Consider the following 25,962-nt stretch of genomic DNA (forward strand, 5'->3'; position numbering starts at 1 on the left):
ACAACCCGAAGGCCTTCTTCACACACGCGGCATGGCTGCATCAGGCTTGCGCCCATTGTGCAATATTCCCCACTGCTGCCTCCCGTAGGAGTCTGGGCCGTGTCTCAGTCCCAGTGTGGCTGATCATCCTCTCAAACCAGCTAGGGATCGTCGCCTTGGTGAGCCATTACCTCACCAACTAGCTAATCCCACTTGGGCCAATCTAAAGGCGAGAGCCGAAGCCCCCTTTGGTCCCTAGACATTATGCGGTATTAGCAGTCGTTTCCAACTGTTGTCCCCCACCTCAAGGCATGTTCCCAAGCATTACTCACCCGTCCGCCGCTCGTCAGCAAAGTAGCAAGCTACTTTCTGTTACCGCTCGACTTGCATGTGTTAGGCCTGCCGCCAGCGTTCAATCTGAGCCATGATCAAACTCTTCAATTAAAAAGTTTTCATTCCCACTCAATTAAGAGATGAGAACTGCTCAATGAATTCTGAATTTATTTAATATCTTTCGATATTGAATTGACTGTGCCGAATAATTACCTAAATAACTATTCTGTTGGTCACTCAGTTTTCAATTGAGACTCTAATTTGTTTGCCTCGCTACGTAAGTAGTTTGGCTGTTAGAACTCAATCTGTACGAGTGCCCACACAGATGATTGCTTTATATTGTTAAAGAACGTTGCGATGATATAGTTAAACTTTATCTCGCTAGGGCTGCGCATATTACGCTTTCCTATTTTTTTGTCAATACTTAAATTTAAACTTTCTAAAAAGATTCAATCTAAGTTTTACTTAACACCCTGAGTAGCTTATGCCTCGCTATGCGTTGCGCTCTGCCGTCTCAGTGGGGTCGCATTATAGGGAGAACAGATTTTTACGCAAGTGTTTTATTTATAAAACTTTAAATAAAACACTGTTCGCTGAGTATTTGAGCTAAACATATTAAAAAAACAACATAACGAGCACTTTATTAACATTTAATGCCTTTTAAAGTGTTTGTTATAGCCTGCGCTATCAAGTAGTAATGTCTGTTGATCTGCTATTAAGCTATATATCTAAAAGCTATAGTTAAAACCAGCGTAATAACGACGACCTGAGTAGCTAGTATTGAGTAATCGCGCATCAGTGTCATTTCCTAAACGCGTTACTGATTCAGATTTAGTTAAATTAATAACCGCTGCGGTAAAGCTAAGCCCATCGTATAAATTTACGGATGCATTTACATCGAGTTGTTCGTAAGGGTCTTGGTATACATTTAATCCGCTATTTAAACCAAGTACTGTTTCGCCTCTTTTATTATAAGAAGCGCGCACATTAAAAGCGTCACCTTCATAATAAACAGAAGTGTTGTACTGATACTTTGCACTGCCTATTAATGCCGACTGACCAAACGCTTCACCATTTACTGTTACACCTGCTTTATTGGTTTTGTTATAGGTGTAGTTTGCATAAAAACCAAAACCATTATCAAACGCATGCTGAATAAATATCTCCGCGCCTTTAGATACTGCATCGGTACCATTACCTACAGTACTGTACGGAGCTATAGTAATAGTACCTGAATTTACTATATTATTTTTACCGACAAAACTTTGCTCTACATCGATCACCAATGGCACGACAAAGTTATCTACTTTTTTATGAAAAAGCGCCAATCCAACAGCAGAACCTTCGCCGTAATAATACTCAATAGATAAATCAGCTTGAACTGATTCAAATGGCTTCAAGTTTTTATTACCGCCACTGCCGCTAAAACCTGGCTGTTCATTAAATGCAGCTCTATCATCGGCCCATTCATCCGATACAAACGTAATACGCTGCTGCGCACCTAAATCGCTGTAATCAGGACGAGACATTACTTTTGCTATTGCCCCACGAATAACTAAATCGTCAGTTGCATCCCACGCTATATTAAAGCTTGGTAATATTTGAGTGTCTTTGTTTTTTTGAGTGACTAATTGATAGTCTTCTACAAACCGAGCGTCACCTGTTACTGGCTCGCCTGTTTCGTCATTGGTGTGATCTAATTGGTAGGTATATAAATCAGTAGATGAAGTAAGTGTTTTTGTTTGCACAACACGCACGCCCAAATTACCTCTTACTTCACTAAATTCAAAATCACCTTGTATATAAAAAGCCGATATTTTTTCTTCTATATCGTAAACAAAGTTATCTTCAATGCGCGTATAAGGGTTGTAGTTAGCTGTCACTAAATCACGATACTTGTCCCAGTCAACACTTGGCATTTGGTTTATGCTAAACCCACCTATTATATTTGTTTGATTGGTAAATACACCTTGTGCCAGCGGCATCCCATCATTCCATTGATAACTATCGAACTGCGTTATTCCTTGCTCACTCGCTTCACCTGCAGCAATATCAAAATTAGGATCTAAAAAAAACGTATTACCTGTTTCTCTATGAAGTGTCGCATGGCGATATTTAGCGCCTGTTCTAATGGTTTTTAAAAAGCCCCAGTCAACATAAAAATCGACATCGGCTTGATAGTAGTTTTCTTCAAGCTCGCTGCGTACAAAGCTTGAGTTTGAAGAGCCCGCATCACGACCGCCTCCAACTCCATTTTGTAAGTTGGCGAGTGTGTTTGGATCAATATTAAGTGATACGTTATCTTGCTCTAGTGACCAACCAGCCGTTTGAGCTGCATTTTGTATAGCAGTGGCGTTTTCGCCGGCGTTTGAACTTTTATATGCGGCTTCCCAGCTTTCTTCTGGCCCTCCTTCTGATTTTGTATTACCCACAACAAAACGCGCTTTAAAATTATCGCCTTCATAAGTTAAATTAAAATCAAAAGTATCTGAAGTAGATTCTTCACGTACATAACTGCCGCGCATCCACGGAAACTGCATATCATTTTCGACGCCGCTTGCCATTGCATCGTACTGCATACCTGTGACAATAGTGCCCGACTCATCAATGTTTACATCAGTTAAAAAATTAGGATTTAAAGACCACTCTGGTATATCAATCACAGATTCTGTTCTGTCTTGCCCGAGCGTAAAGCCAAAGTAATTAAATCCAAGTTCTAAACGATTTGTTGGTCGCCACTGTGTACTAAATTGAATCCCCTCACGCTCACGCTTTTCATTAAGAACAGAGCCTCGCACAACTTGTGGAAACCAAACGCCATCGTAACTGCTGCCATTTACGTCATTAATAGTATCCCAACCGTTATTGTTATCAACTGCGTTACCATTAACATCAGTTGGTTGGCCGCCACCAGTGTAACGCCAAACATTTGCATCAGTTCCGCCCGAAAGAGTTCGGTTTGTTCGCTCCTGATACGTATAGCCTACCAATACACCTAAGTCTTCGTCATCGTTTTTCCATGAATATAACCCTGTAAACTGTGGTTCGTATTCTTTTGTAACATCAGCGTAAGTACTCTCTACATTAAATACACCTGAGTTTGCATCCATACTCAAAGGTTTTCGGCTATGCATTAATACAGTGCCACCAACCCCCCCCTCATCTAAGCGTGCCTCTGGCGATTTATAAACCTCAACGCTTTCAATCATTGAAGACGGTAACAAAGCATAATCAAACGAACGCGAAGGCTCCCCTGGAGAAGATGCTATAAAATTACCATTAAGCTGTGTAAAGGTAAGTTCTGATGATAATCCACGAATACTGACAGATGAACCTTCTCCGCCATCACGCTCAATTACCACACCTGGAACACGTTGCAATGAGTCAGCCACATTTTTATCAGGGAACTTACCAATATCCTCAGCAGTAATTGCGTCTACGACAGATCCCGACATACGCTTAACATCTAAATTTTCGGCCATGCTAGAACGTATTCCGCGCACTTCTATTACTTCCATCTCTTTTTTATTTATTGCATTTAGAGCTTCTTGCTCTGCATAGGCGTAACCTGAACCAAGCGCTGAAAATACAGATAAATAAAGTGATGATTTACAAAGTTTTGAAAAAGGGAGTGAAAAATGGCGTGTTGATAACATGAGAGAGGCTGTTCCATTTAAACTTGCTTTAAACAAGCTAAAGCAAATAGTTAATCCTTTTACGTAATTATGTTACGTAATGGCAAATTTGCGCTAATTTTACATAGCCAAACTTAATCGTTTGTTAACGCAAATAAAAAATAGATTATTAAATAGCCATTACTGTTAATTATTTTAAAGATATACTTTTAATAACTTCACTAAGCTCTAAAAGGGTTGGTTTCCCTCCATAATAATTTGTATCAATATGATAACTATTGCCAACCCAAAAAGGCGCTTTAGTTGAGTTATGTCCATGTATTGAAAAGTCGACTCCATGACTTTTAACTACCTTATTTTGTTTAACTACTTCACGATCCCACAATAAAGATTGCACAATTAGCGATTTATCATCAGGGTAATTTTCCCAATCCCACGATTGTGCAAATGTATGAGACAACCCAATTTTATAACCACGATACTCAAGTACTATTGAAAGCGGTTTAGTTAGTAACTCATCGCACATAACAATGAGCTTTTCACTTGATACCGACTTGTGCCAATTGCCACCATTATCAGTCCATAATTTAAAAGCCGCTTTATCATCACTTAATAATGATTCCAACATTAAATGCTCATGATTACCTAGTATCATACATGCCCTAATGGCTTGTAAGTATGTAAATAAATCATATGTTTTATCACCGCGATCAACAAAATCGCCCAGACAAAACAAAGTATCTCTTTCAAGGTTAAAATTTACCTTATTAAGTGCGTTTTTTAAGGCCGGTAAATCACCATCAAGATCGCCAATTACAAATACTCGGCACTCATCATTAATAAATATGGCTTGTTTTGAAGATACAGCCTGAATAGCGTTAATACCTATATCCAAAATAGACTCCTATAGAATGCAATCTAAAACTTAGATTAATACTTGAGTTTATAAAGCCTTAAGGTAACACAATATAGTTGATAATTAATGAAGGTAATAAGATTTGATTGAAACTAAAAATGCATCACAGCGAACTTTAGCTACAAGCTAAATAATTAATGTAAGTAGTGTTTTTGGCCTAAATTAAAAGCGGCTTAGCAAAATACCTGACCAGCTATTTACCGGTTAACCGCACAAATTTTTCTGCTAGTTCGTCCAAGGTTTCACGCTTATTAGGATCGGGCTTTATACAGTCAATAGGGCAAACACTTACACAGGTAGGTTTATCGTAATGACCTACACATTCAGTACATTTTTGAGGATCTATTTGGTATATTTTAGCGCCCATATAAATAGCCTCATTAGGGCATTCTGGGTCGCACATATCGCAGTTAATGCATTTACTATTTATGAGTAGAGCCACTTTTTAGCCTTTTCAATTAATATCATTATAAAACAAAAAGATAGAGTTAAACTAAATGCTTTTTGACTACTTTTGATACAAGTCCAGTTCAATAATAAACCTTTATTTTTCTTTAAATCGTAGCACACATTCGTAACACACCATTTTATTTTTAGGTGTAAATTGCAGCCACGAATTATGCCTATTTTTCTCTGTTGCTTTGTTGATCTCAATCAATAAGAATCGCCGCAAGGCCTTTATTTGTAAAGGTGATAACAAAGCTAATAAATTTTTACATAAATCGTCCTGTGGCAGCGCTTACCTATAACTATATACCGCTGTCTTTGCTTGCAAACCCTATAAAGCGCTTTTCCTAGGTGGTGCAGATTAATTCCTCTAAAAACGGGAATATCCAAAATATCAGGTGCTTTTGACTTAGTGACGACTACTTTAGAACTTGACTCATTTTTAGTGTTATCAAGCATTGATGCCTAGCCAGTAAATTAATTTGTGTAATTGCGCGTTCCATTTTAATACGTGCTGAGCTATTAGCTGAGTGAACGGCTATTGTTGGTGGTACAAAGCCATCAATAAACACTGCTCGCTCAATCCAAAGTAAAACGTCATAGCCAGTGCCTTTATTATCATTTCCTAAATCATGGTCAAGGCTGAGCAGTTTTACTTTACCAGTCTTCAAAAGTTCAATCACTTCATCAGGCCAATAGGCTCTTAACCAACCGGCTGGTGTTTCTCTTTCATCATCTAAATATACGTTCATAGATTTTTATCACTGAAAAATGTATTCAGACTCTGAAAGCAATAACTAACAACCCTTTAAGCTATATAATAATAGTTATTTTCCACATGGTGCTGGAGCTTGATTACGTATAAATGCTGGTATGTCAAAAATATCAGTTGATTCTGATTTAGCTTTATTCGATTTTTTTTCTTCAGGCTTTTTGTCTTTACCCAAGTCATCAATAACCATTTTAGAACTCGCGTCCGTAGCAATAACCAGTAGCTCATAATTGGTTGCTAAGCTTTCTATTTTTGAAACACCACAAATAACCAACGCATTTGGGCTCACCTGCTGGCGCACTGTATCGGTAATGAGGTTATAACTACCTAGTGAGATTTCATCTTTGCAATTTACTTGTATTATTACACCCGTACTTGACGACATATCCACTTGATTAACCAACGGGTTATTGAGTGCCCCATCAAGCGCAGTAGTTAGCTCGCTTTCTTCATTACATTTGCCTACCCCAAGTACAGCATCACCTTGGCAATCCATAATTTTAGCAAAATCGTTTAAATCGACGTTTATTAAACCTTGAAAACAAAGCATATCTATCAACGATTTTATGAGTGAGTGGAGTATTTGGTTTGAGTGTTTAAACGCATCAAATAAACCAATATCGTTGCCTAGCACTTCAATAAGTTGATCGTTTGGGAGAGTAATAACAGCATTAGCATGCTCTTTAAGTTCATTTAGGCCAGTTTGCGCTATATTGCTTCTAAACTCACCTTCACTACTAAATGGCAATGTAGCAACAAATATAATGGGCTTACCTTGCTCACTAGCAAGTTGTGCAATGTAAGGGCTAGCGCCAGTTCCAGTACCACCACCCAACCCTGTTGCACACAGTATGATATCGCAACCATTAATAAGCGTTAAAAGCTGCTCTTTACTTTCCTCTGCTGCTTGCAGCCCAACTTTAGGATCGGCTCCTGCACCATACCCATGAGTGAGCTCTGCACCTATTAGTACAGCTTCATCACTTTGCGTATGCTCAAGCACCACTTTGTCGGTATTAACACTGTACAAGTGCGCCTGTTCAGACTCGCGTTGTTCAAAAATACTGTTAAGCGTATTACAGCCACACCCACCAATGCCAAATACACCGATTGATAAACCATCATTTTGCTGAATTAATTGAAACATAACCACTCCTTAACTTTTAAAGGAGCATAGCAAAAAGGTGCGTCAATTTTTGACGCACCTAAACTAATTCGAATTATTTATAAATGTTAGCGGTCGCTTTAAGCTTTGTAGTGATTCTTTGCCGCAGCTTTTCAGGTTTAATAACCTCTAGCCAATGAGCACATTTAAATAGCTCATCGGTTAATTGCTCGGTATCAATTGTATGGTAGGTAAGTAATACGTTTTTATCGTCAATCTGTTGCTTGTCAGTTAGCTCGCCAAGCTCAATAAACCCTTGATTAACCGCAGAGTGGCTAGGCACTTTGACAACTAACTCAATCGCTTCTTGCTTCATTCCTTTATTAATCGCACTGCGTAACGACTTTAACTGCTCAGCACTTGGCTCTCGTCGTGTTTTTTGCAAAATGTGTATATTACGGATACGGTAAACCGGCATTTGATAGCATTTATCGTGAAGCGACCCCACCATAAACTGCGCCATTAACACACCGCCTTGCTCAACTAAGTTATAAAAACTCAATTCAGCAAATTTTAGCCAATGCGCCTCATCATAAAGCACCCTATAAAGCTCAGCACTCACTGCTCGTTTATGTTTAATCGCATGCTCAAGTTGCGCAATTAACTGAGCATCAATATTCATTTTTAATAAAGGCCTAGGCAGTGTTGAAAGCCAGTCAGGCACATGACCATTAAAACGTTGAAGCGCCTGCTCAGCTTTAATATGTACGGACTGTTTAATCTCATTTGGTATCGATTGCGGTAGTAACTGCTCCAACAATAAATAATGCTCCGCTACTTCGCTGCTCATTACTTTTGAGTTGCCACCTCGCCACTGCGCGTTAATAGACCAACCATAAGGTTTACTGCGCATATCTTTTTCAAGACCAAAACAACCTTGATCGTAAAGTGATTGCAGGTCACGTTGGAGCATACGGGTTGATAATTCAACACCTCGTAGTGATAAGTTTTCTTGTAGCTGTTTGACTGAAATACTTAAAGGGCTGATAGGTATATATTCTAAAAGAGTTAGGTATCGTAAAGGTTTCATATTTATTAGTCTTATAAGCTAGTAGAAAATTATCTAATTTTCATAATATGTTATTAATATCAATTAATTCAAATATCTAATTAAATTATTACATATCAAACAAACCTCTAATATAAATTGAAATTACTAGTACTTTTGTTACTGTAAGTACATTACAGAGTCGATTTTAAATATTTATAAAGGGAAATAATATGGGAATTATAAAAAGAAGAGGAAGCTCTACAAACGCAATTTTGGTCTTAGAGTCGCCTTGGGGATTAGATGAAAAAGACAATAACAGAAGCTCTGTCGTTCCTTTCATGCAAGGAATTGCAAAATATACCGGTGATACAGAAGTCTTTCATGCAAACTTTTACGATAAAAAAAGCTTTGATTACGCACTAGATTGTATCACCCGTGAAGGCTTCAAAAATACCATTATTTATATTGCTGCTCATGGGTATGAAGATAAAATTGGGAATGTAAAGGTTGATCATATACTTGGGGAAGTGTCTTATATATCGAAACAACAAAACATAACAGGACTTTTGTTCGGCTCTTGTTTTATTGGAAAGAAAACCCTTGAAATGGAAGTGTATATTCAAGAATCAGGCCTTAGGTGGTGCATGGGATACGCTTCATCATGCAATTGGCTTGAAGGCACTATGATAGATGCTGCAATAATTGGTGCAATGATCTCATTAGAAAACGGAGATTTTGAGTCACGAGATATAATCAATTCAGCATTTGCAAATGCCATTGCTCCTTTTGCAGATAATTTCATCATCGGCGATGACTACTCTGGAGAAGCAGTATCAATTCGAGACTCTCTTAAATTTGTTTGCCAACCAGAAGGAAAAGGACACAGAGCAAAAGATGTTACTGATGATGTGTTTGAAATGGCAAACACTCTAAGGTTTGATTGATAGTAATAAGGCTTAATATTTATCAAATCAACATTACAGTAAATCTATTCTTTACAATAAGTTAACCACATAAAGAAAAACAATCATCAATCTTCACTTGCTTATTTAGCTAATTTATATAAATTAGCTAAATACTCATCTCAAAGTACACTCTTATGAACGAGCAAGTGATATTCGATAATATCAAAACAGCGTTAAACAACGCGCCACGCAATCAGTTTACTGTCGAAATGCACCTACAAATGATTAAATACGCTGATAATCTAAAAAGCATAACCGCTAAAGAGTTTTGCCAAGGCGTAGGGTTAAAAGGCAGTTTTGGCACTGAATTTTCAAAAATGCGCAACCTCACTCAACGACTCAAAGCCGCAGGCTTAAGCACCGACTTGCTCTAATAACGCTTTCACAAGGATTAAACGAAACTCCAATGGCTATTAAAAAACAGAACTCTATCCATCTCTTTGGGCAAGTTGTGACGAACTACGTGGTGGTATGGATGCCAGCCAATATAAAGACTACGTACTGACTATGTTATTTATGAAGTACGTAAGCGACAAATTTAAAGGCGACCCTTACGGCATGATAGTCGTACCAAAAGGTGCAAGCTACGACGATATGATTGCCGCTAAAGGCGATAAAGAAATTGGCGATAAAATTAATAAAATCATTTCAGCCCTTGCTGAAGAAAACGACCTTAAGGGCGTGATTGGTGTTGCCAACTTTAACGATGAAGACAAGCTCGGTAAAGGCAAAGACATGATTGACCGCCTAACCAAATTGGTAGGTATATTTCAGGGATTGGACTTATCAACCAACCGCGCTGGCGGCGACGACTTATTAGGTGATGCTTATGAGTTTTTAATACGTCACTTTGCGACTGAATCGGGTAAATCAAAAGGCCAATTTTATACGCCATCTGAGGTTTCTCAAATATGAGCCAAAGTAGTGGGAATAACAAAAGATACCCCGCAAGATGCTACCGCGTACGATCCTACATCGGGCTCAGGTTCGTTATTATTAAAAGCCAGTGACGAAGCTCCCCGAGGGCTGTCTATTTACGGGCAAGAAATGGATAACGCGACTAGCGCACTCGCTCGTATGAACATGATATTGCACAACAATACAACGGCTAAAATTTTCAAGGGTAATACGCTTTCAGAACCACACTGGAAAGACGCTGATGGCCAACTTAAAACATTTGATTTTGTAGTTGCTAATCCGCCTTTTTCAAACAAAAACTGGACTAGCGGCTTAACGCCAGAAAACGATTTATATAACCGTTTTACGTGGGACATACCACCAGAAAAAACGGCGACTACACCTTTTTACTACACATTATTAAAAGCTTAAAAAGTACCGGTAAGGGGGCAGTAATATTACCACACGGAGTATTATTCCGTGGTAATGTTGAAGCAACTATACGTGAAAACCTAATCAAGCAAGGTTACATCAAGGGCATTATTGACTTACCCGCTAACCTGTTTTACGGTACGGGCATTCCTGCTTGTATTATCGTGTTCGACAAAGAACACGCGCAAAAAGCGGTTACTAATTTTAATGAAGAGGATGAAAACCTACCAACTATTGAAGGTCGCTCTATTTTTATGATTGATGCTTCCAAAGGCTTTATTAAAGATGGCAACAAAAACCGCCTGCGCAGTCAAGACATACATAAAGTTGTTGATGTATTTAACAAAGGTTTACAGCTTGAACGCTTTAGCCGATTAGTACCGATTGACGAAATCGCTAAGAATGACTTTAACCTCAATATTCCTAGGTATATCGACTCTTCGGAGCCAGAAGATTTGCACGATTTAAGCGCTCACCTTCAAGGCGGTATTCCTAACCGTGATATTGATACCCTTGAGCATTACAGGCAGGTATTTCCAAGTATTCGAGCAACTTTATCCAAGCCAGCGCCTGACCCTAAACGAAGCGGTTACAGTCTCTGTATGCTTGAAGCCAGCCAAGTTAAAGCAGCATTCTTGCGCATCAAGAATTTAAGGACTTTGCTAGCCGCAGCTGATTGCCATTTAAAAATTGGATACCAGAAGCTAAATTAAAAGAAATTAAAGTCGGTGATAATCCAAAAGAGTTTATTTTCGATATTTCAGAAAACTTACTCAGCGCTTACGCCAATAGCGAACTACTCAGTAAATACGATATTTACCAAATACTAATGGATTACTGGGCTGAAACTCTACAAGATGATGTTTATGTAATAGCGCAATGGTAAGCAGAATAATAAAGGATACAGTCCATGCGGGCTTAATTAAACCTTATAATACCGATGCAGGAACCAAAGCAATGCGCTATGTACCACACTGGTATTAATTTGCTTGACCGTTGCTTGACTAGACAATTAATTAAGTGATTTTATAAAGCAAAAGAAACATAACAAGCTGTAATTCATAAACTTTATTTAAGTCAATTTGCTTGATTACTTTATAAATAAAGAGTTTTAATAATCTAAAATGTGAAGTTGAAATAATAACTATGACAGGAAAACTTAATAAGGACATTATATCGGTTAGCACTTTACTCAAAAAGAGTAATTTAGCTATACCCAACTATCAACGCCCTTACAAATGGACACAAGCTAACCTTGCTGATTTGCTCGGTGATTTAAAAATTTATAGAGGTAAATTAGCTTACCGCCTTGGATCTATTGTATTTCATCAACATTCAGAAAAAAAACAAGAAACGCTCGACATTGTAGATGGGCAGCAACGTACGCTCACGCTTGTGCTCTTGGTGAAAGCCTTGCTAGATGAACGGCTCAATACAAATGACTCCAATGCACAAATTAAACGTCAAGATGTAAAAACATTGCTACTCTCACTTGAGCAACCAATTAATAATTTTTTACAACGTCAAACCTTTAATAGTGATATATCGCATCGTAATTTACATCAAAATTTTATGGCAGCTAAACGCGCGGTAGCAAGAAGTGATTTTACCGAGGCCGACATTGAGTTTTTATTGAAACGCTGTGAAGTGGTTACTTTTGTACTTAATGATGTATCTGAAGCCTTTCAGTTTTTTGATTCACAAAATGCTAGAGGCCGAGATTTAGATCCGCACGACTTGTTAAAAGCCTTCCATTTACGTGAGTTTTCAGACGCTGAAACCGAATTAAAAGCCGATTCTGTACGCCATTGGGAAAGCTTAGAGAGCGGACAGCTAGCACGATTGTTTGCTAACTACTTATTTCGTATTCGCAACTGGGCACAAGGGAAATCGGCACTGTATTTTAACAAATCACAAGTGGGATTATTTAAAGGGGTAAATCTTGACCATATTGGACTTTACCCGTATGTAGAACCACTTCGCATTTCCCATCACTTTGTTGATGACTATAACGCGCAATATCAGCGCCATATTGATCATCAACATATGCGTTTTCCTTTCCACCTTGATCAAATGATTATAAACGGTAGGCGCTTTTTTGAAATGACGAGTCATTATCAGCAAAAAATTGCTGAGATAGTGAGCGATGAACGTAATAGCAAAAATAACGACCCTAAGCAGCTTATTCGCATATTAGATAACGAACTAGAACCACGTGCTTGCGAAATTTTGCACACACTAAACAACTACAGTTCACGTACACGAACAGGTGATGGCTATATACGTAATCTATTTGATTGCGCGGTGATTTTTTATTTAGATAAGTTTGGCCTACATGAGCTATCGCAAGCTATAGAAAAGCTGTTTATTTGGGCTTATAGCTGCCGCTTGAAAATGCAGGTTGTTGGTATTGAGCGCATGAATAAACATGCACTCACCCATAATGTGTTTGAGCGAATAAAACAAGCAGTACAACCAAGTGATGTATTAAATTGGCCCTTACCAACATTGAAAAAGTCTGAATGTAATGGAACCAAGCTTACCGAGATCGCTAATCTGTTTAAGGAAATGAAGTACTATGAATAATGTCCAAGCACCCAAGGTGCAAAGCAGTAAAGTCAACGCGAACAATCAGATATATAGTTACAAAGTTAAAGAGTTATTAAGTGATACTAACCGATATTTAGTCCCTATGTATCAACGTAACTATGCATGGGGTGAAGGTGAAATTAATCAATTAATACAAGATGTGTTGGATTATCAGGAAAATAAACCAAATCAAACCTATTATATTGGTACATTGGTGGTGTTTAAGCGCAAAGATGACAGCTATGAAGTCATAGATGGCCAGCAGCGCTTTACGACCCTTACCTTATTGGCTTTTGCTCTTAAACGTATGGTCACTAAGTATCAAACCTTTGATATGGGTTGGTATGACGTAGTAAATCTCAGTTTTGAAAGTCGTCAGAAGTCATCTGACACTTTTGCAAGTTTGATTCAGGGCGTTGCTTTAGAGAATCTAAGCACAGGTGACTATAATTTAGATGTAATTAATGGTTATACATTACTTGAAAAGGGCTTATTAGCGCTTGGAGCTAAGCTAGAAGGTTTTTGCTCTTACTTATTCGATAAAGTAGAAATTACTCGTGTTTGTGTACCAGAAGATACCGATTTGAATCATTACTTTGAGGTAATGAATAATCGTGGTGAGCAGCTTGAAAAGCATGAAGTGATTAAAGCAAGATTGATGTCGGTGCTAACCGATGACAATGATAAAGAATTATTAAGTAAGGTCTGGGACGCTACCGCTAATATGGAACGTTACATTCAGTATGGTTTTAACCCAGATGAGCGCCACTGCATATTTGGTAAAGACGACTGGGGGCAATTTACGCCAATAAATTATGCTGATTTAGCTGCGTGTATTGAAAGCGTAGCCAAAACAAAACAGAGCGGAAAAGTTGAAAGCGCCTCTCTTTCGCTAAATGACATGTTAGCCAAGCCACCACCGTCGTCTTTAGGGACAGATATTTCGCTTACACCTGAGCGCTTTAATAGCGTGATTAACTTTTCAAACTTCTTACTTCATGTGTTACGAGTTTTAACAAAGCAAGACATCGCATTAGACGATAAGCGCTTACTAGAACAGTTTGATAGATATTTAAAAGACAGCAACAATAAAGTTAAAGCAGTAAAAGACTTCGTTTATGCATTATTAAAGTGCAAATACCTTTTTGACCAATTCATCATCAAACGTGAATTTAGTGACGGTAAAGATAAATGGAGCTTAAAACGTCTGCATTTTTATAATACAAAAAGCCAAAGCTATATAAACACTTTTGGTGGCAGTAATAAACTAGATGATGAAGATGGCTTTAAGGGAGAAAACCGAGTATGCCTAATGTTGCTGTCGGCTTTTCATGTTTCCACTCCGACTTTGGTTTATAAGCATTGGCTCAATGCTGCTCTTCACTATCTATACAACGCAGAAGAAGTGGATTTTGAAGGTTACATGAAGCACCTAAGACGGGTAGCTAAACGCTTTATATTTGACCGTTTTCTCTCTCACCAAGAGGGTAAAGCGTACTTTGAAATGATTTATAAGTCGAAATCAAACGACTATCCAAAAAATTTAACCGCAAATGATATTAATATTGATAAGCTGTGTTTTGGGAAAATAGAGAATAACTTTGTTTTTAACTATCTTGATTATTTGCTTTGGCGAAAAAAGCGTAATTCAACAGCTGTTATTTCTGAGTTCGAGTTTACATCTAGAAGCTCAGTTGAGCACTTTTATCCGCAACATCCAATGAATGACTTCGAACCACTTAAAGGTGGTTCACTTCATGAGTTCGGTAATTTGTGCTTAATAAGTCATAGTAAAAATTCACGTTTAAGTAATTTCCCCCCTAAAACAAAACTTAATCATTTTACCGCTGGATTAAAGAAAAATCAGATCGATAGCCTAAAGCTATATGAAATGCTACAACTAATGGAGCAAGACGATAGCTGGGAAGACCCCCAAATAATAAAGCATGGACAAGAAATGCTGTCTATTTTATGTGGTTCAACAAAAACAAAAAAGAAAGCGCAAACAAGGAAGTAGTATGAGTAATGTTGGTCAATTAGAACGAAAACCCAAAACCGAGCAGTAACATTTTTCAAAGAGCAGCTAAATTACGGCTATTTAGGTGATTGGGAATACAGCAAAGGCAATAGCAACATTGAAACGACATTACTTACTAAATGGCTTAAAGCCCGAAGAACACCTGAAGCGCTTATTAAACGTGCATTACGAAAATTAGACGCTGCCGCTGCCCTAGGCGAAGGTAAAAAGCTATTTGATGATAATAAAGATGTATACCGACTACTGCGTTATGGCGTAAAAGAAAAAGAAGGTACGGGACAGCAAAATCAAACAGTTTGGCTGATCGATTGGGAGTACCCGGAAGCCAATGACTTTTCGATAGCTGAAGAAGTTACCGTAAAAGGCGACCAGCTCTCACCTAAAAGAAAGCGCCCTGATATAGTAATTTATGTAAACGGTATTGCGCTAGGCGTAATTGAATTAAAGCGCTCCTCGGTCTCAGTAAGTGAAGGCATTCGTCAAAACTTAGATAACCAGAAAAAAGATTTTATTCGTAATTTTTTTAGCACCATGCAACTGGTTATGGCGGGTAACGATACGCAAGGTATACGCTACGGTACTATTGAAACCTCTGAAAAATATTACTTAGAATGGAAAGAGCCAAATAGCACACAAGGCTTACCAGCTGCGGGGGTAACAGCAGACACTTTACTAGATACTCATCTTGCTCAATTATGCGATAAACATCGGTTTTTGCAGCTTATACATGACTTTATTGTGTTTGATGCAGGCGTTAAAAAAACCTGTCGCCATAATCAGTTTTTTGGTATTCAAGCCGCTAAAAACATGTAACAGCAAAGCAAGATGGTATTATTTGGCACACTCAAGGCTCAGGTAAAAGCCTCACTATGGTGTGGCTCGCTAAGTGGATACGCGAAAACATAACGGACTCACGAGTATTAATCGTGACGGATAGAACCGAATTAGATGAACAAATTGAGAAGGTTTTTCTGGTGTTGATGAAGAGATATATCGTACCCAAAGTGGCCAAGATTTAGTTGCCGCTGTAGTGTACTTGCTCAAAATAGGCAAGGTGTTTACTTTCAATTCGATCAAAGCTATTTAGACACATATGGTAATCTTTCGCCATTCTCACTCGCCTTCAATAGAGATGTTCAGTTAGCACCCAAAAGCCCACATAATGGATTGCATGGGGTCTTTTCTGATTGTTTACCTGATGGGTGGGGGTTACTACTACAGGACCGTGTATTCAGACAAAATAATATAATGCCTAACTTTGTTACCGCAATGGACCGCTTATCTTTTGTTGGCCATTCGGCTATGGGAGCATTTTCGTTTACACCTGAAACTCATTATGATGGCACAAATGACGATGAAGCTGGTCTTGCTACATTAGGTCAACAAGCCCAAGCAATATTTGACGGACAAACAGAAGAAGTACTTTCTGCGTTAGTGGCTGCTGGTAGCTCCGGCGGTGCACGCCCAAAAGCCCAAATTTATTTTCCTGACAATAATATACAAGAATGTAGAACAAAACCTAAAACAGGTGATGATGCTTGGTTAATAAAATTCACATCCAAAAACCTCGCTTTAGGACATGAGGAAGGGTTGTGTGAAGCTGTGTATTTAGATTTAGCTGAACAAGCGGGACTAAAACCTCCTCAGAGATTACTGGTACCCGCCCCAGAAGGGACCGGTGCAAAGCAATGGCTTGCCTTAAAACGATTCGATAGGTTTAAATTAATGGGTGATAAAATGGGCTGCAAAAATATGCATAGTGCATGTGGCTTGCTAGATGCTGATTTTCGCACACCTACATTAGATTATGAGGATTTAATTAAAGCGAGCCGTGTTTTATGCAAATCACCTGCTGCAGGGCAATTACAATTTCGTCGGGCTATGTTTAATTTATTTAGCTGTAACCAAGACGACCACAGTAAAAACTGGGCTTTTTTACAAGAAGATTCTGGTGAGTGGGATTTAGCGCCTTTTTATGATGTCACTTTTAGTCCTCACCCTTTTAACGAGCATGCTACTTCGTTTGCTGGATTTGGAAAAAACCCGCCACTAAAAGCGATTCAAAAGCTGGCCTCTGCAGCAGGTTATGCAAACTGGAAACAAGTACAAGTTGTCATATCTGAAATAGCAGAGATTATTTTAAACTTTAAAGACACAGCAAAAGCATTAGACGTAAATAAAAAACGATTAGTTTAATAGAGCAACAGCTTGATAACACGTACGCCATAAATAAGCATTTAATAGGTAGTTAATTGTATTAAGCTAATAATATTGATTTATTTATAACTCTAAAAAGGCAGCGGCAACTTTATTTCTAATTAACATTTCTAAATCTATTTCAATGACTCTAACAAGTACAACTTCAAACTACTTTTAATTTATTTGCTGAACAGATTGAGTTACATAGTTTACCAGTACCTTTATTGCAGAGTTATGAAATCAAAGTTATATAAAATTTTATTGCCTAACTTCAGTTCTTACTCCTTAATCTCTAATGAAATTTTGAAGCGTCGCTGTTAATATTGCCTACATCCTAAACAATAAAGTAATTCTGATGGCAGCTAATTATTCTCTCGATGATTTACGTTACTTTTGCACCATAGTAAAACTAGGTAGCTTTAAAAAAGCATCAGCAGACCTTGGTATGTCACTATCAACTTTAAGCCGTAGAATACGTTTATTAGAGCAAACCCTTCAATTAACGTTACTAAATCGAGATGCTCATCGGATAACACTTACGCATACTGGTGAGTTATATTACGACCGCTATCGCAAGTTATTTGACGAAGTAGAGTGTATTGAGCAAGCACTTTGTGATGAGAAAGAGCAACCTACAGGGAAAATTAGGATCTCTGCACCCATTTACATGGGTAAACATTTTTTAAGTGCTATTTTTTGTGAGTTTTTACTGCAATATCCCGATATTCAATTAGATTTACGCTTTTCCAATAATCTTATTGATATTGAAAAAGAAGGAATTGATATAGCGTTTAGAGTGAGAAACCCAGCAATTGAAGATTGGGTGATTAGAAAACTTAAGCTTACTCATAATCTGCTGTGTGTTCACCCAAATTATGATCATCAATCCATCACTCATCCTGAGCAATTAAAAGATCACCCAAAAGTTACTTGCCTTGGGTTAGCTCCGTGGCAGTTAAAAAACCAGCAAACGAGTGAAGAGTACAGTTTTAATCCAAACACGCATGTCCGGTTAGAAGTTGATGAAATTCAAATGATGAAACAAGCCGTTGAGTCTGGTGTAGGCATTAGCTACATTCCTGATTATATAGCATTGCCTCTTATTGAAGCCACAAAGCTTAAACGTATTCTTCCTGACTGGAAAAGTGACGGGCAGCCATTTTCTATACTTTATCGCGACAGAAAACAAATACCTTACCGAGTGCGATTACTGATAGACCATACACTGCAACACTTTACTAATGTGTAGCAGTGTAGGTTTTTATCATTGCAATAATTAAGCTAATTTGACGTTTAAAAACTAAGCCTTAGTACAATTACACCTAAAAATGCTGTTGCTAATCCTATCACTTCTTGGCGGGTAAACGACTCTTTTAAAACGATGCGTGAGTACAATAAAATAATTAAAATGTTCATCCCTGAAATTGCCGAAACGAGCCCTGTATTACCAATTGCAAAAGCCGATATTATTGCCACCATACCTGCCACGTTTGTTAATCCAATCAGTAATCCGCACGAAAATGTTTTACTCGCAGACCAATATGTATGAGAGCTGTCTTGCGATGCAAGTGCATTTTTACGCTTTACTAACCAGCTGACAGCAAAAAGAAAGCTGCCAAACCCAAACATAGAGGTTAAAGTTGCAAACGTATCTGCCTCAAGAAGTGTTGATTGCTTACCCATTAAATCATTAAATGCAAAGGCAAGTGCAGCAAGTAATCCCCATTGTGCACCTTGTAGGTTGTTCAACGAAATATCGCTTGAATAACGAATGATATAAAGGCCACCAAAAATAATGAAAAAGCCAATTAATTGAATTGTTGTTAAGGTCTCCTGCCACAATAAAAAAGCAAATAAAAGGACAAACAGAGGCGTTAATCCAGATAAAATACTAATTAAAGACGCCTTACCAACCGAAAACCCCTTATGCAACAAACCATTAGCAGCAAAAGAGCCAAAACCTAAAGCCAGCCCAACCGTAATGTCTGCCCAGCCATACCATGTGTGCTCAAACACCACAGTACCTAGCGCACTAATAATAAATCCAACAAAAAACACACCGAATAATAATAAGTTACGGTTAATCTTTTTTTGCGACGTCCATTGATACAATACTCCTCGAGCACCAAAAAAAACAGTCGCGAGTAATGCAAAAATTATCCACATACAAAATGATTCCTTTAAAAAGTTATGGGGTAACAGTGAGGAGCGATTTAACAACACGTGTTAAGTACGAATATCCATTATATTCGCTTTTAAAATTTTATAAATAAGCATAAACGATAAGGTAAATTCCATAAATGGTATTTAAAAAATAGCAGATGAAGATATAACTGCTCAGCGTCACTCTATTTAATAAAATAGCTTTGAGCAGTTATTAGAGTAGACTCTAACTGACCTCTTTGAATGGATTTCGGGTATCTTGGTGTGCATCTAGGTTACGCATTAATATTGCATGCTCTAAATTAATGCCCTCATCTAGCGGGATTTTTACAATGTGACCAGAGCCTTTAGCATCGCTAATACTTTCGCCCTTTTTGTTTTGCATGTATTCAAGTGTAAAAGTAATGTTTCCTTGTGGGGTCATCAGTTCAAGTGAGTGGCCGATGCAAAATTTATTTTTAACGTCTATGTTTACTAATCCGCTTTCGTCACGCCCTAGCACTTCACCTACAAATTGCTGCTTAGTAGATACCGAGTGACCGTATTCGTAATTTTGATATTCTTGATGGGCATGGCGCTTTAAAAAACCTTCGGTGTAGCCTCTATGTGCTAAGTTCTCAAGTGTTTTAAATAAGTTAGTATCGAATGGTTTACCCAAAGCCGCGTCATCTATTGCTTTTCGATACACTTGTGCAGTGCGCGCCACATAATAAAATGACTTAGTGCGCCCTTCTATTTTTAAACTATGTACACCCATTTTTGTTAACTGTTCAACATATTGCACGGCGCGTAAATCTTTTGAATTCATAATATACGTGCCGTGTTCATCCTCAAATGCAGGCATATATTCACCAGGGCGGCCTTGCTCCTCTAACATAAATACATCGTTACTCGGCGCGCCCTCACCAAGGGTAGGAATCATCTGTTTGGGATCAAACTTATGCACCATTTCACCCGTTTCGTTTTCAACGCCTGGTTTTACATCGTAATTCCAGCGGCATGCATTTGTACAGGTACCTTGGTTTGGGTCGCGTTTGTTTATATAACCAGAGAGTAAACAACGCCCAGAATACGCCATGCATAATGCACCATGTACAAACACCTCAAGCTCAGTATTTGGGCAAAGCGTGCGTATTTCCTTAATTTCTTCAAGCGAGAGCTCGCGAGATAAAATAACCCGCTCAATGCCCTGCTTCGCCCAAAACTGCACGCTTGCAAAATTAACGGCGTTTGCTTGCACCGATAAGTGAATAGGCATCGCCGGCCACTTTTCACGAACAAGCATAATGAGCCCAGGGTCTGACATAATCAGCGCATCGGGCCCCATAGCTATAACCGGTTCAATATCTTGTAAGTACGATTTAACCTTAGCGTTATGCGGGGCAATATTAGATACCACATAAAAATTTTTATTTAGTGCATGTGCTTCATTAATACCTATTTGTAATGTGTCTAGGTCAAACTCATTATTTCGTACACGTAAACTGTAACGAGGCTGCCCTGCATATACGGCATCTGCACCATAAGCAAAGGCATAGCGCATATTTTTTAAGCTCCCTGCAGGGCATAACAGTTCAGGTACAAAAGAAGTTAAAGAAGAAACAGTTGGCATGTGCGCTCCATACATCGAACCGAGTATAAGTCGGTTGCATGATTAATTAATTTATAAGTGCGGCATTATAAATCCGCCAAGCATTGTGCTTTTGATCAAGATCACAAAACTGCAATCAAACTGGTTTTTAATAAAATTAGGATTTTTCAGCTAAAGCGCGTATAATTCGCGCCCGTTAATATTCACACTTTTACTTATAAATTATTGGAGCATAAAGATGGCTTTAGAGCGTACTTTCTCAATCGTAAAACCAGACGCAGTAGCTAAAAACCACATTGGCGCTATCTACAACCGTTTCGAAACTGCTGGCCTTAAAATCGTTGCAGCTAAAATGGTTCACCTTTCACAAGAGAAAGCTGAAGGTTTCTACGCAGAGCACAGCGAGCGTCCTTTCTTTGGCGCATTAGTATCTTTCATGACATCTGGCCCAGTAATGGTTACAGTTCTTGAAGGCGAAAACGCTGTTCTTAAAAACCGTGAAATCATGGGTGCTACTAACCCTGCTGAAGCACTAGCTGGCACTTTACGTGCAGACTACGCTGATAGCATCGACGAAAACGCTGTTCACGGTTCTGACGCTGTTGAATCTGCTGCTCGCGAAATCGCGTATTTCTTCGCTGACGAAGAGCTTTGTTCACGTACTCGTTAATTCGAACTCGTTAACAAAATGAAAAGGGCTTTCGGGCCCTTTTTTAGTCATTACGTAAAGTATTCGTAAGTACATTTTTTGATATTTTACTTAATGATTAAACCGAGTGAATTGTGTACAATTCGTCCTTGTAAATTTTTATCTCCACCGTCACCGATTGAGGTTGTTTCATGACCGAGCAAAAAAAGATTAATTTATTAGATTTAAACCGAGATGCAATGCGCGAGCTATTTGTATCGTTCGGTGAAAAGCCATTTCGTGGCGACCAGGTGATGAAATGGATTTATCATTTTGGCGTAGATAACTTCGACGAAATGAGCAACGTAAATAAAAAGCTTAAAGAAAAACTTAAAAACGAATGCGAAATTGTTGCACCAGAAATATCTGTTCGCCAACAAGCAAGCGACGGCACAATCAAATACGCATTAGTACTTGAAGGCGGCCAAGAAGTAGAAGCTGTGTGGATCCCAGAAAAAGAACGTGCAACGTTATGTGTATCTTCACAAGTTGGCTGTGCTTTAGAATGTACGTTTTGTTCTACCGCCCAACAAGGCTTTAACCGTAACTTAAAAGTATCAGAAATTATTGGCCAAGTATGGCGCGTAGCTAAAGATATTGGCCTTGATGGCAACAGCGAAAAACGCCCTGTTACTAACGTAGTAATGATGGGTATGGGCGAGCCATTACTTAACGTTAAAAACGTAGTACCAGCTATGGAATTAATGATGGACGACTGGGGCTTTGGCTTATCTAAGCGCCGTGTAACATTAAGTACGTCAGGTGTAGTACCGGCACTTGATTTATTAAAAGAGAAAATTGACGTAGCACTGGCTATTTCACTACACGCACCAGATAACGCACTGCGCGATATTTTAGTGCCTATTAATAAAAAGTACCCTATTGAAGAGTTTTTAGCGGCATGTCGTCGTTACATTGATGGCTCTAAAGCAAATAAAGACGTTACAATTGAATACGTAATGCTTAATGGCGTAAACGACAGCACTGATCAAGCGCATGCTTTAGTTCAAACGCTCAAAGGTACTCCATCTAAGGTTAACCTAATTCCATTTAATCCATTCCCTGGTAACGAATATACACGTTCGAGCAATAGTCGTATTGATCGTTTTTCAAAAGTATTACAAGCCGCTGGCGTTACATGTATTGTTCGTCGTACTCGTGGTGACGATATTGACGCAGCGTGTGGGCAATTAGCAGGTGATGTAGTTGACCGCACTAAACGTATGGCGAAAAAGAAAATGCGCGAAGATAACGCTATTAGCGTGAATATTCATCAGGCATAATTGCATTAAGTGCTCGCATGTTAATTAAACCTGTGAGCACTTAAGTCGTTTATTTTTAAATAAATGATGCAACGTAAAAGCTTTTAGGTAATATAGACGCTATGGACAAAAATAAAGAGACAAGGTAATGCGATCTATACTTGCTTTAACACTATCAGCACTTGCACTAAGTGGCTGTGTTAGCGAAAGTAGCTATAACGGCAGTAACAAACCCGTCGTCAAAAATAAAATTAATAATACTGGCGCAGCACGTACTAGAATTGCTTTAGCCCTTCAATATTTAAAAACGGGTAATAACTCTCAAGCTAAATACAATTTAGAACGTGCGGCTGAATTTGCTCCTAACTTACCTGAAGTACATTATTCTCTTGCTTATTATTATCAACAAGTGGGCGAAAATCCGCGTGCTGACAAAGCATATCAAAAAGCGCTTGAAATAAAGCCTGATGATCCTAATACCCTTAATAACTACGGTGTATTTTTATGTGGTATTGATGAATACGACCGCGCTACTGATCAATTTTTAAAAGCCATTGAAATACCAAGTTATATTCGAGTTGCCGAAAGCTACGAAAATTTAGCTCTCTGTGCTATTGAATTTGACGATTTTGAAAATGCAGAAAGCTATTTTCAACAAGCACTTAATCACAGTTCTCAACGGACTTCTACATTAGTTAGCTTAGCTGCACTGTATTATGCTAAAAGTGACTTGTACAAAGCCAGCGAACTGTTAAAACGCTACGAAAGCACAGGTCGAGTATCTTCTCGTGCATTAATGCTTAGCTACCTTGTAAAAAACAGAATGGGCAGAATAGAAGAGGCTGAAAAAATCTCTAGCACTATTTTACAAACTTATTCTACAAGTGACGAAGCCTATGCACTAAAAGAAAAAAGAACACGTTTTAATGAGTTTGAAATACTGCGAGAAAAATACCGTAAAGCGCAGTTAAAAGAACTAAAAAATGACGCAAACGGCGCACACGTTAGTTCAAAACCAAAAATAAAAGTTATAAGAAAGAAGCGTTCCTCAGAGGACGGTTCAACAAGTTTAATTACTAAAAACAATGAGCCAACGCCAGTACTACCGATAGTAGTCCCTGCAGAAGACGCAAACCCTGTTATTGCCCGTACAGTGCAAGCGCAGCCAGCTCAAACAGCAATAACTAACCAAGTTGATAAAAGTACAAAGCAACTAGCAAATGCAGCGCCTACAGTTACAAACAAAGCCCCAGCGGCAAAGACGGCACCAAGTGAAAAAGTATTAACATCACGTACACCCACCGATACATCAGCAGTTATGCTAGCACTTACTACAGAGCACGACTCGGCAGATAACATTGTTCCTCAGCCAGAAAGCAAACAAAAAAGTACACCTAAACCGAGTGTTTCTAAGTCAACTGCGGCTAACGCTGTGCAAGCTCCTGCAATAACAGACGATGAAGTTAAAATAATTTCATTTGGTGCGCCTAAAGCAGCCAACTTTAACTCACCGCAAACAGCGAGTAACACGAGTTCTGTACCTACAAGATCTGCAAAAGATGAAGGCGCTGACGTGGTATTTTATGAAACTACTAAAGATGCCGGCGTATTTAACAATGGCGACTATCAAAGTAGCTCAGATATTGAGTTTAAGCCCTACAATGCAGTTCAAAAAACAGAACTCCCAATGCTTAATCCTAAAGTATCACCTTTACGCGTACCATTTCATGTAATTGCTGTTGGCGAAAACCTATTTAGCATTTCGGTGCGATACAATGTTAAACTACAAAAACTCCTGCAATGGAATGGTTTAAAAGAGTCGGATCGGGTAATGAATGGAAGTAAAATATACCTAAACGATCCTAATATTTATTACGAAATTAAAGCTGGTGATTCCCTTTACGATATTGCTACCCAGCGGCATGTATTAATTGATGAATTAATGCGATGGAATAAATTAAGTCCTGATATAGCATTAAAACCAGGGCACAGACTTTTACTAGTGGATCCAGACTCATACACATTATGAATGAAGAAAATACGCAAACACAGAGCGAACAGCCAACTGTAGGCCAAATATTAAAAAATCATAGAGAGCAAGCAAACGTTAGCATAGCGACTATTGCTGCACCGTTAAAGCTGTCTGAACTTCAAATTAAACGCCTTGAAAATGATGAATTTGCATTACTCGGCCCTATCACTTTTGTTAAAGGCTATATAAAAAATTATTGCCGTGAATTAAAAGTAGATAGCACACCTATATTAGCGATGATGCCCGCACCACCAGAGCCGACTAAGCCCGCTAATATGCAGAGCTTTTCACGCCGAACAGAAAAAGAAGCAAACGACAGTCGCTTAATGTTTTTTAGCTATTTAATTTTAGCGATTGTTATTGGCTCATCTGCTTTATGGTTTTGGCAAAACGCGACACCTATTGAAGAGCAAACCAGTAACATAAACGTAGCCAACTCAAAAATGAGCGAGCGCCAAGCCGCTCAACCCAGTATTTCAGAGCAACAGCAACAAGCCGACATTGACGACGAATCATTATTAGAATCGCAAAATACGCCTACTAAAATATCAACAGGCCCAGAAGCAGTAACAGAAACTGCTCCTATTACTTCTAACAACGCAAGCCAAGAAGATGTTAGCAGTACAATTATTATGAACTTTAACGGCGAAAGTTGGGTTGAAATTTACGATGGCGAAGGCGAAAAAATAGCATTCGGCGTTAAAAAAGCAGGCTACATTATGACCGTAAGCGGAACGCCTCCTTTTTCAGTTGTGCTTGGTAAGCATGACGCTGTAGACATTACTTTAAACGGCGAACCTGTAGATGTTTCTGCATTTCCTAAAAACCGTTTAGCCAAATTTACATTACCACTAGCAGAGTAGTCGCT

21 protein-coding genes, 1 rRNA gene and 2 pseudogenes are annotated in these 25,962 nt (G+C 38.6%); 15 read left to right on the plus strand and 9 right to left on the minus strand.

Going from position 1 to position 25,962, the window contains the following annotated elements; translation table 11 throughout:
* The 7 genes from EU510_RS06010 to EU510_RS06040 form a co-directional block, all read right to left on the minus strand.
* Positions 1–423: ribosomal RNA gene (locus EU510_RS06010) — 16S ribosomal RNA — on the minus strand; the annotation flags it as partial.
* Between the two features lie 617 nt (positions 424–1,040).
* Positions 1,041–3,968, minus strand: a complete 2,928-nt coding sequence (locus EU510_RS06015; RefSeq protein ID WP_149592698.1) for a TonB-dependent receptor — start codon at positions 3,966–3,968, stop codon at positions 1,041–1,043.
* A 169-nt stretch (positions 3,969–4,137) separates the two neighbouring features.
* Positions 4,138–4,842 (minus strand): metallophosphoesterase, encoded by a 705-nt coding sequence (locus tag EU510_RS06020; protein ID WP_149592699.1) that lies wholly within the window; start codon positions 4,840–4,842, stop codon positions 4,138–4,140.
* A gap of 214 nt (positions 4,843–5,056) precedes the next feature.
* Entirely contained in the window at positions 5,057–5,305 is a 249-nt protein-coding gene (locus EU510_RS06025) for a YfhL family 4Fe-4S dicluster ferredoxin (RefSeq protein ID WP_149592700.1), read from the minus strand.
* 424 nt (positions 5,306–5,729) lie between these two features.
* Positions 5,730–6,062 (minus strand): cyclic-phosphate processing receiver domain-containing protein, encoded by a 333-nt coding sequence (locus EU510_RS06030; RefSeq protein ID WP_149592701.1) that lies wholly within the window; start codon positions 6,060–6,062, stop codon positions 5,730–5,732.
* Between the two features lie 75 nt (positions 6,063–6,137).
* Positions 6,138–7,229, minus strand: a complete 1,092-nt coding sequence (locus tag EU510_RS06035) for a cell division protein FtsZ (protein ID WP_149592702.1) — start codon at positions 7,227–7,229, stop codon at positions 6,138–6,140.
* A 73-nt stretch (positions 7,230–7,302) separates the two neighbouring features.
* Positions 7,303–8,277, minus strand: a complete 975-nt coding sequence (locus tag EU510_RS06040) for a helix-turn-helix transcriptional regulator (RefSeq protein ID WP_149592703.1) — start codon at positions 8,275–8,277, stop codon at positions 7,303–7,305.
* 191 nt (positions 8,278–8,468) lie between these two features.
* Between EU510_RS06040 and EU510_RS06045 the strand changes: the two genes are divergently transcribed.
* From EU510_RS06045 to EU510_RS06080, 11 genes and pseudogenes are all read left to right on the plus strand, one after another.
* Positions 8,469–9,182, plus strand: coding sequence for a hypothetical protein (locus tag EU510_RS06045; RefSeq protein WP_149592704.1), 714 nt, complete (start codon positions 8,469–8,471; stop codon positions 9,180–9,182).
* Between the two features lie 155 nt (positions 9,183–9,337).
* Positions 9,338–9,577, plus strand: a complete 240-nt coding sequence (locus tag EU510_RS06050) for a transcription factor (protein WP_149592705.1) — start codon at positions 9,338–9,340, stop codon at positions 9,575–9,577.
* A 97-nt stretch (positions 9,578–9,674) separates the two neighbouring features.
* Positions 9,675–11,245, plus strand: a pseudogene (locus EU510_RS06055) (N-6 DNA methylase).
* Complete coding sequence (locus EU510_RS20025) at positions 11,209–11,418, plus strand: hypothetical protein (protein WP_262501197.1); 210 nt, start codon at positions 11,209–11,211, stop codon at positions 11,416–11,418. Before EU510_RS06055 ends, EU510_RS20025 begins: the two are co-directional and overlap by 37 nt.
* 260 nt (positions 11,419–11,678) lie before the next feature.
* Positions 11,679–13,118 (plus strand): DUF262 domain-containing protein, encoded by a 1,440-nt coding sequence (locus tag EU510_RS06060; RefSeq protein ID WP_149592706.1) that lies wholly within the window; start codon positions 11,679–11,681, stop codon positions 13,116–13,118.
* Positions 13,111–15,138 (plus strand): DUF262 domain-containing protein, encoded by a 2,028-nt coding sequence (locus EU510_RS06065; RefSeq protein ID WP_149592707.1) that lies wholly within the window; start codon positions 13,111–13,113, stop codon positions 15,136–15,138. The genes EU510_RS06060 and EU510_RS06065 overlap by 8 nt, the downstream gene beginning before the upstream one ends.
* Positions 15,139–15,156: 18 nt before the next feature.
* Positions 15,157–15,693, plus strand: a pseudogene (locus EU510_RS20030) (type I restriction endonuclease); the annotation flags it as partial.
* A gap of 9 nt (positions 15,694–15,702) precedes the next feature.
* Positions 15,703–15,972 carry a hypothetical protein gene (locus tag EU510_RS20035; RefSeq protein WP_262501198.1) on the plus strand — a complete coding sequence of 90 codons (270 nt, stop codon included), beginning with the start codon at positions 15,703–15,705 and terminating at the stop codon, positions 15,970–15,972.
* A 56-nt stretch (positions 15,973–16,028) separates the two neighbouring features.
* Positions 16,029–16,178, plus strand: a complete 150-nt coding sequence (locus EU510_RS20040; protein WP_262501199.1) for a hypothetical protein — start codon at positions 16,029–16,031, stop codon at positions 16,176–16,178.
* Entirely contained in the window at positions 16,150–17,355 is a 1,206-nt protein-coding gene (locus EU510_RS06075; RefSeq protein ID WP_149592708.1) for a type II toxin-antitoxin system HipA family toxin, read from the plus strand. Before EU510_RS20040 ends, EU510_RS06075 begins: the two co-directional genes overlap by 29 nt.
* A 358-nt stretch (positions 17,356–17,713) precedes the next feature.
* Positions 17,714–18,607: a LysR family transcriptional regulator gene (locus EU510_RS06080; RefSeq protein ID WP_149592709.1), complete on the plus strand. Its 894-nt coding sequence runs from the start codon at positions 17,714–17,716 to the stop codon at positions 18,605–18,607.
* A gap of 44 nt (positions 18,608–18,651) precedes the next feature.
* On the opposite strand, the gene EU510_RS06085 is transcribed toward EU510_RS06080, so the two are convergent.
* Both EU510_RS06085 and yegQ read right to left on the minus strand, forming a co-directional pair.
* Positions 18,652–19,524: an EamA family transporter gene (locus tag EU510_RS06085; RefSeq protein ID WP_149592710.1), complete on the minus strand. Its 873-nt coding sequence runs from the start codon at positions 19,522–19,524 to the stop codon at positions 18,652–18,654.
* 223 nt (positions 19,525–19,747) lie between these two features.
* Entirely contained in the window at positions 19,748–21,133 is a 1,386-nt protein-coding gene (gene yegQ / locus EU510_RS06090; protein ID WP_149592711.1) for a tRNA 5-hydroxyuridine modification protein YegQ, read from the minus strand.
* 217 nt (positions 21,134–21,350) lie between these two features.
* Here yegQ and ndk point away from each other — a divergent pair, with 217 nt between their 5' ends.
* The 4 genes from ndk (at position 21,351) to EU510_RS06110 (ending at position 25,957) form a co-directional block, all read left to right on the plus strand.
* A complete protein-coding gene (gene ndk / locus EU510_RS06095) occupies positions 21,351–21,782 on the plus strand; it encodes a nucleoside-diphosphate kinase (protein ID WP_002961288.1) in 432 nt (143 codons plus the stop codon).
* Between the two features lie 170 nt (positions 21,783–21,952).
* Entirely contained in the window at positions 21,953–23,083 is a 1,131-nt protein-coding gene (locus EU510_RS06100; protein WP_149592712.1) for a bifunctional tRNA (adenosine(37)-C2)-methyltransferase TrmG/ribosomal RNA large subunit methyltransferase RlmN, read from the plus strand.
* Between the two features lie 127 nt (positions 23,084–23,210).
* Entirely contained in the window at positions 23,211–25,091 is a 1,881-nt protein-coding gene (pilW, locus tag EU510_RS06105) for a type IV pilus biogenesis/stability protein PilW (RefSeq protein WP_149592713.1), read from the plus strand.
* Positions 25,088–25,957 carry a RodZ domain-containing protein gene (locus tag EU510_RS06110; protein ID WP_149592714.1) on the plus strand — a complete coding sequence of 290 codons (870 nt, stop codon included), beginning with the start codon at positions 25,088–25,090 and terminating at the stop codon, positions 25,955–25,957. The genes pilW and EU510_RS06110 overlap by 4 nt, the downstream gene beginning before the upstream one ends.
* Positions 25,958–25,962: the final 5 nt, after the last annotated feature.

The organism is Pseudoalteromonas sp. FUC4 (genome assembly GCF_008370255.1).
GTDB lineage: Bacteria > Pseudomonadota > Gammaproteobacteria > Enterobacterales > Alteromonadaceae > Pseudoalteromonas.

What these genes read in the sequence shown, in the direction of transcription:
- EU510_RS06015 (WP_149592698.1), bottom strand. Translation starts at nt 3,968, where the DNA reads ATGTTATCAACACGCCATTTTTCACTCCCTTTTTCAAAACTTTGTAAA.
- EU510_RS06030 (WP_149592701.1), bottom strand. Translation starts at nt 6,062, where the DNA reads ATGAACGTATATTTAGATGATGAAAGAGAAACACCAGCCGGTTGGTTA.
- EU510_RS06035 (WP_149592702.1), bottom strand. Translation starts at nt 7,229, where the DNA reads ATGTTTCAATTAATTCAGCAAAATGATGGTTTATCAATCGGTGTATTT.
- EU510_RS06040 (WP_149592703.1), bottom strand. Translation starts at nt 8,277, where the DNA reads ATGAAACCTTTACGATACCTAACTCTTTTAGAATATATACCTATCAGC.
- EU510_RS06045 (WP_149592704.1), top strand. Translation starts at nt 8,469, where the DNA reads ATGGGAATTATAAAAAGAAGAGGAAGCTCTACAAACGCAATTTTGGTC.
- EU510_RS06050 (WP_149592705.1), top strand. Translation starts at nt 9,338, where the DNA reads ATGAACGAGCAAGTGATATTCGATAATATCAAAACAGCGTTAAACAAC.
- EU510_RS06060 (WP_149592706.1), top strand. Translation starts at nt 11,679, where the DNA reads ATGACAGGAAAACTTAATAAGGACATTATATCGGTTAGCACTTTACTC.
- EU510_RS06065 (WP_149592707.1), top strand. Translation starts at nt 13,111, where the DNA reads ATGAATAATGTCCAAGCACCCAAGGTGCAAAGCAGTAAAGTCAACGCG.
- EU510_RS20035 (WP_262501198.1), top strand. Translation starts at nt 15,703, where the DNA reads ATGGCGGGTAACGATACGCAAGGTATACGCTACGGTACTATTGAAACC.
- EU510_RS20040 (WP_262501199.1), top strand. Translation starts at nt 16,029, where the DNA reads ATGGTGTGGCTCGCTAAGTGGATACGCGAAAACATAACGGACTCACGA.
- EU510_RS06080 (WP_149592709.1), top strand. Translation starts at nt 17,714, where the DNA reads ATGGCAGCTAATTATTCTCTCGATGATTTACGTTACTTTTGCACCATA.
- EU510_RS06085 (WP_149592710.1), bottom strand. Translation starts at nt 19,524, where the DNA reads ATGTGGATAATTTTTGCATTACTCGCGACTGTTTTTTTTGGTGCTCGA.
- yegQ (WP_149592711.1), bottom strand. Translation starts at nt 21,133, where the DNA reads ATGCCAACTGTTTCTTCTTTAACTTCTTTTGTACCTGAACTGTTATGC.
- ndk (WP_002961288.1), top strand. Translation starts at nt 21,351, where the DNA reads ATGGCTTTAGAGCGTACTTTCTCAATCGTAAAACCAGACGCAGTAGCT.
- EU510_RS06100 (WP_149592712.1), top strand. Translation starts at nt 21,953, where the DNA reads ATGACCGAGCAAAAAAAGATTAATTTATTAGATTTAAACCGAGATGCA.
- pilW (WP_149592713.1), top strand. Translation starts at nt 23,211, where the DNA reads ATGCGATCTATACTTGCTTTAACACTATCAGCACTTGCACTAAGTGGC.
- EU510_RS06110 (WP_149592714.1), top strand. Translation starts at nt 25,088, where the DNA reads ATGAATGAAGAAAATACGCAAACACAGAGCGAACAGCCAACTGTAGGC.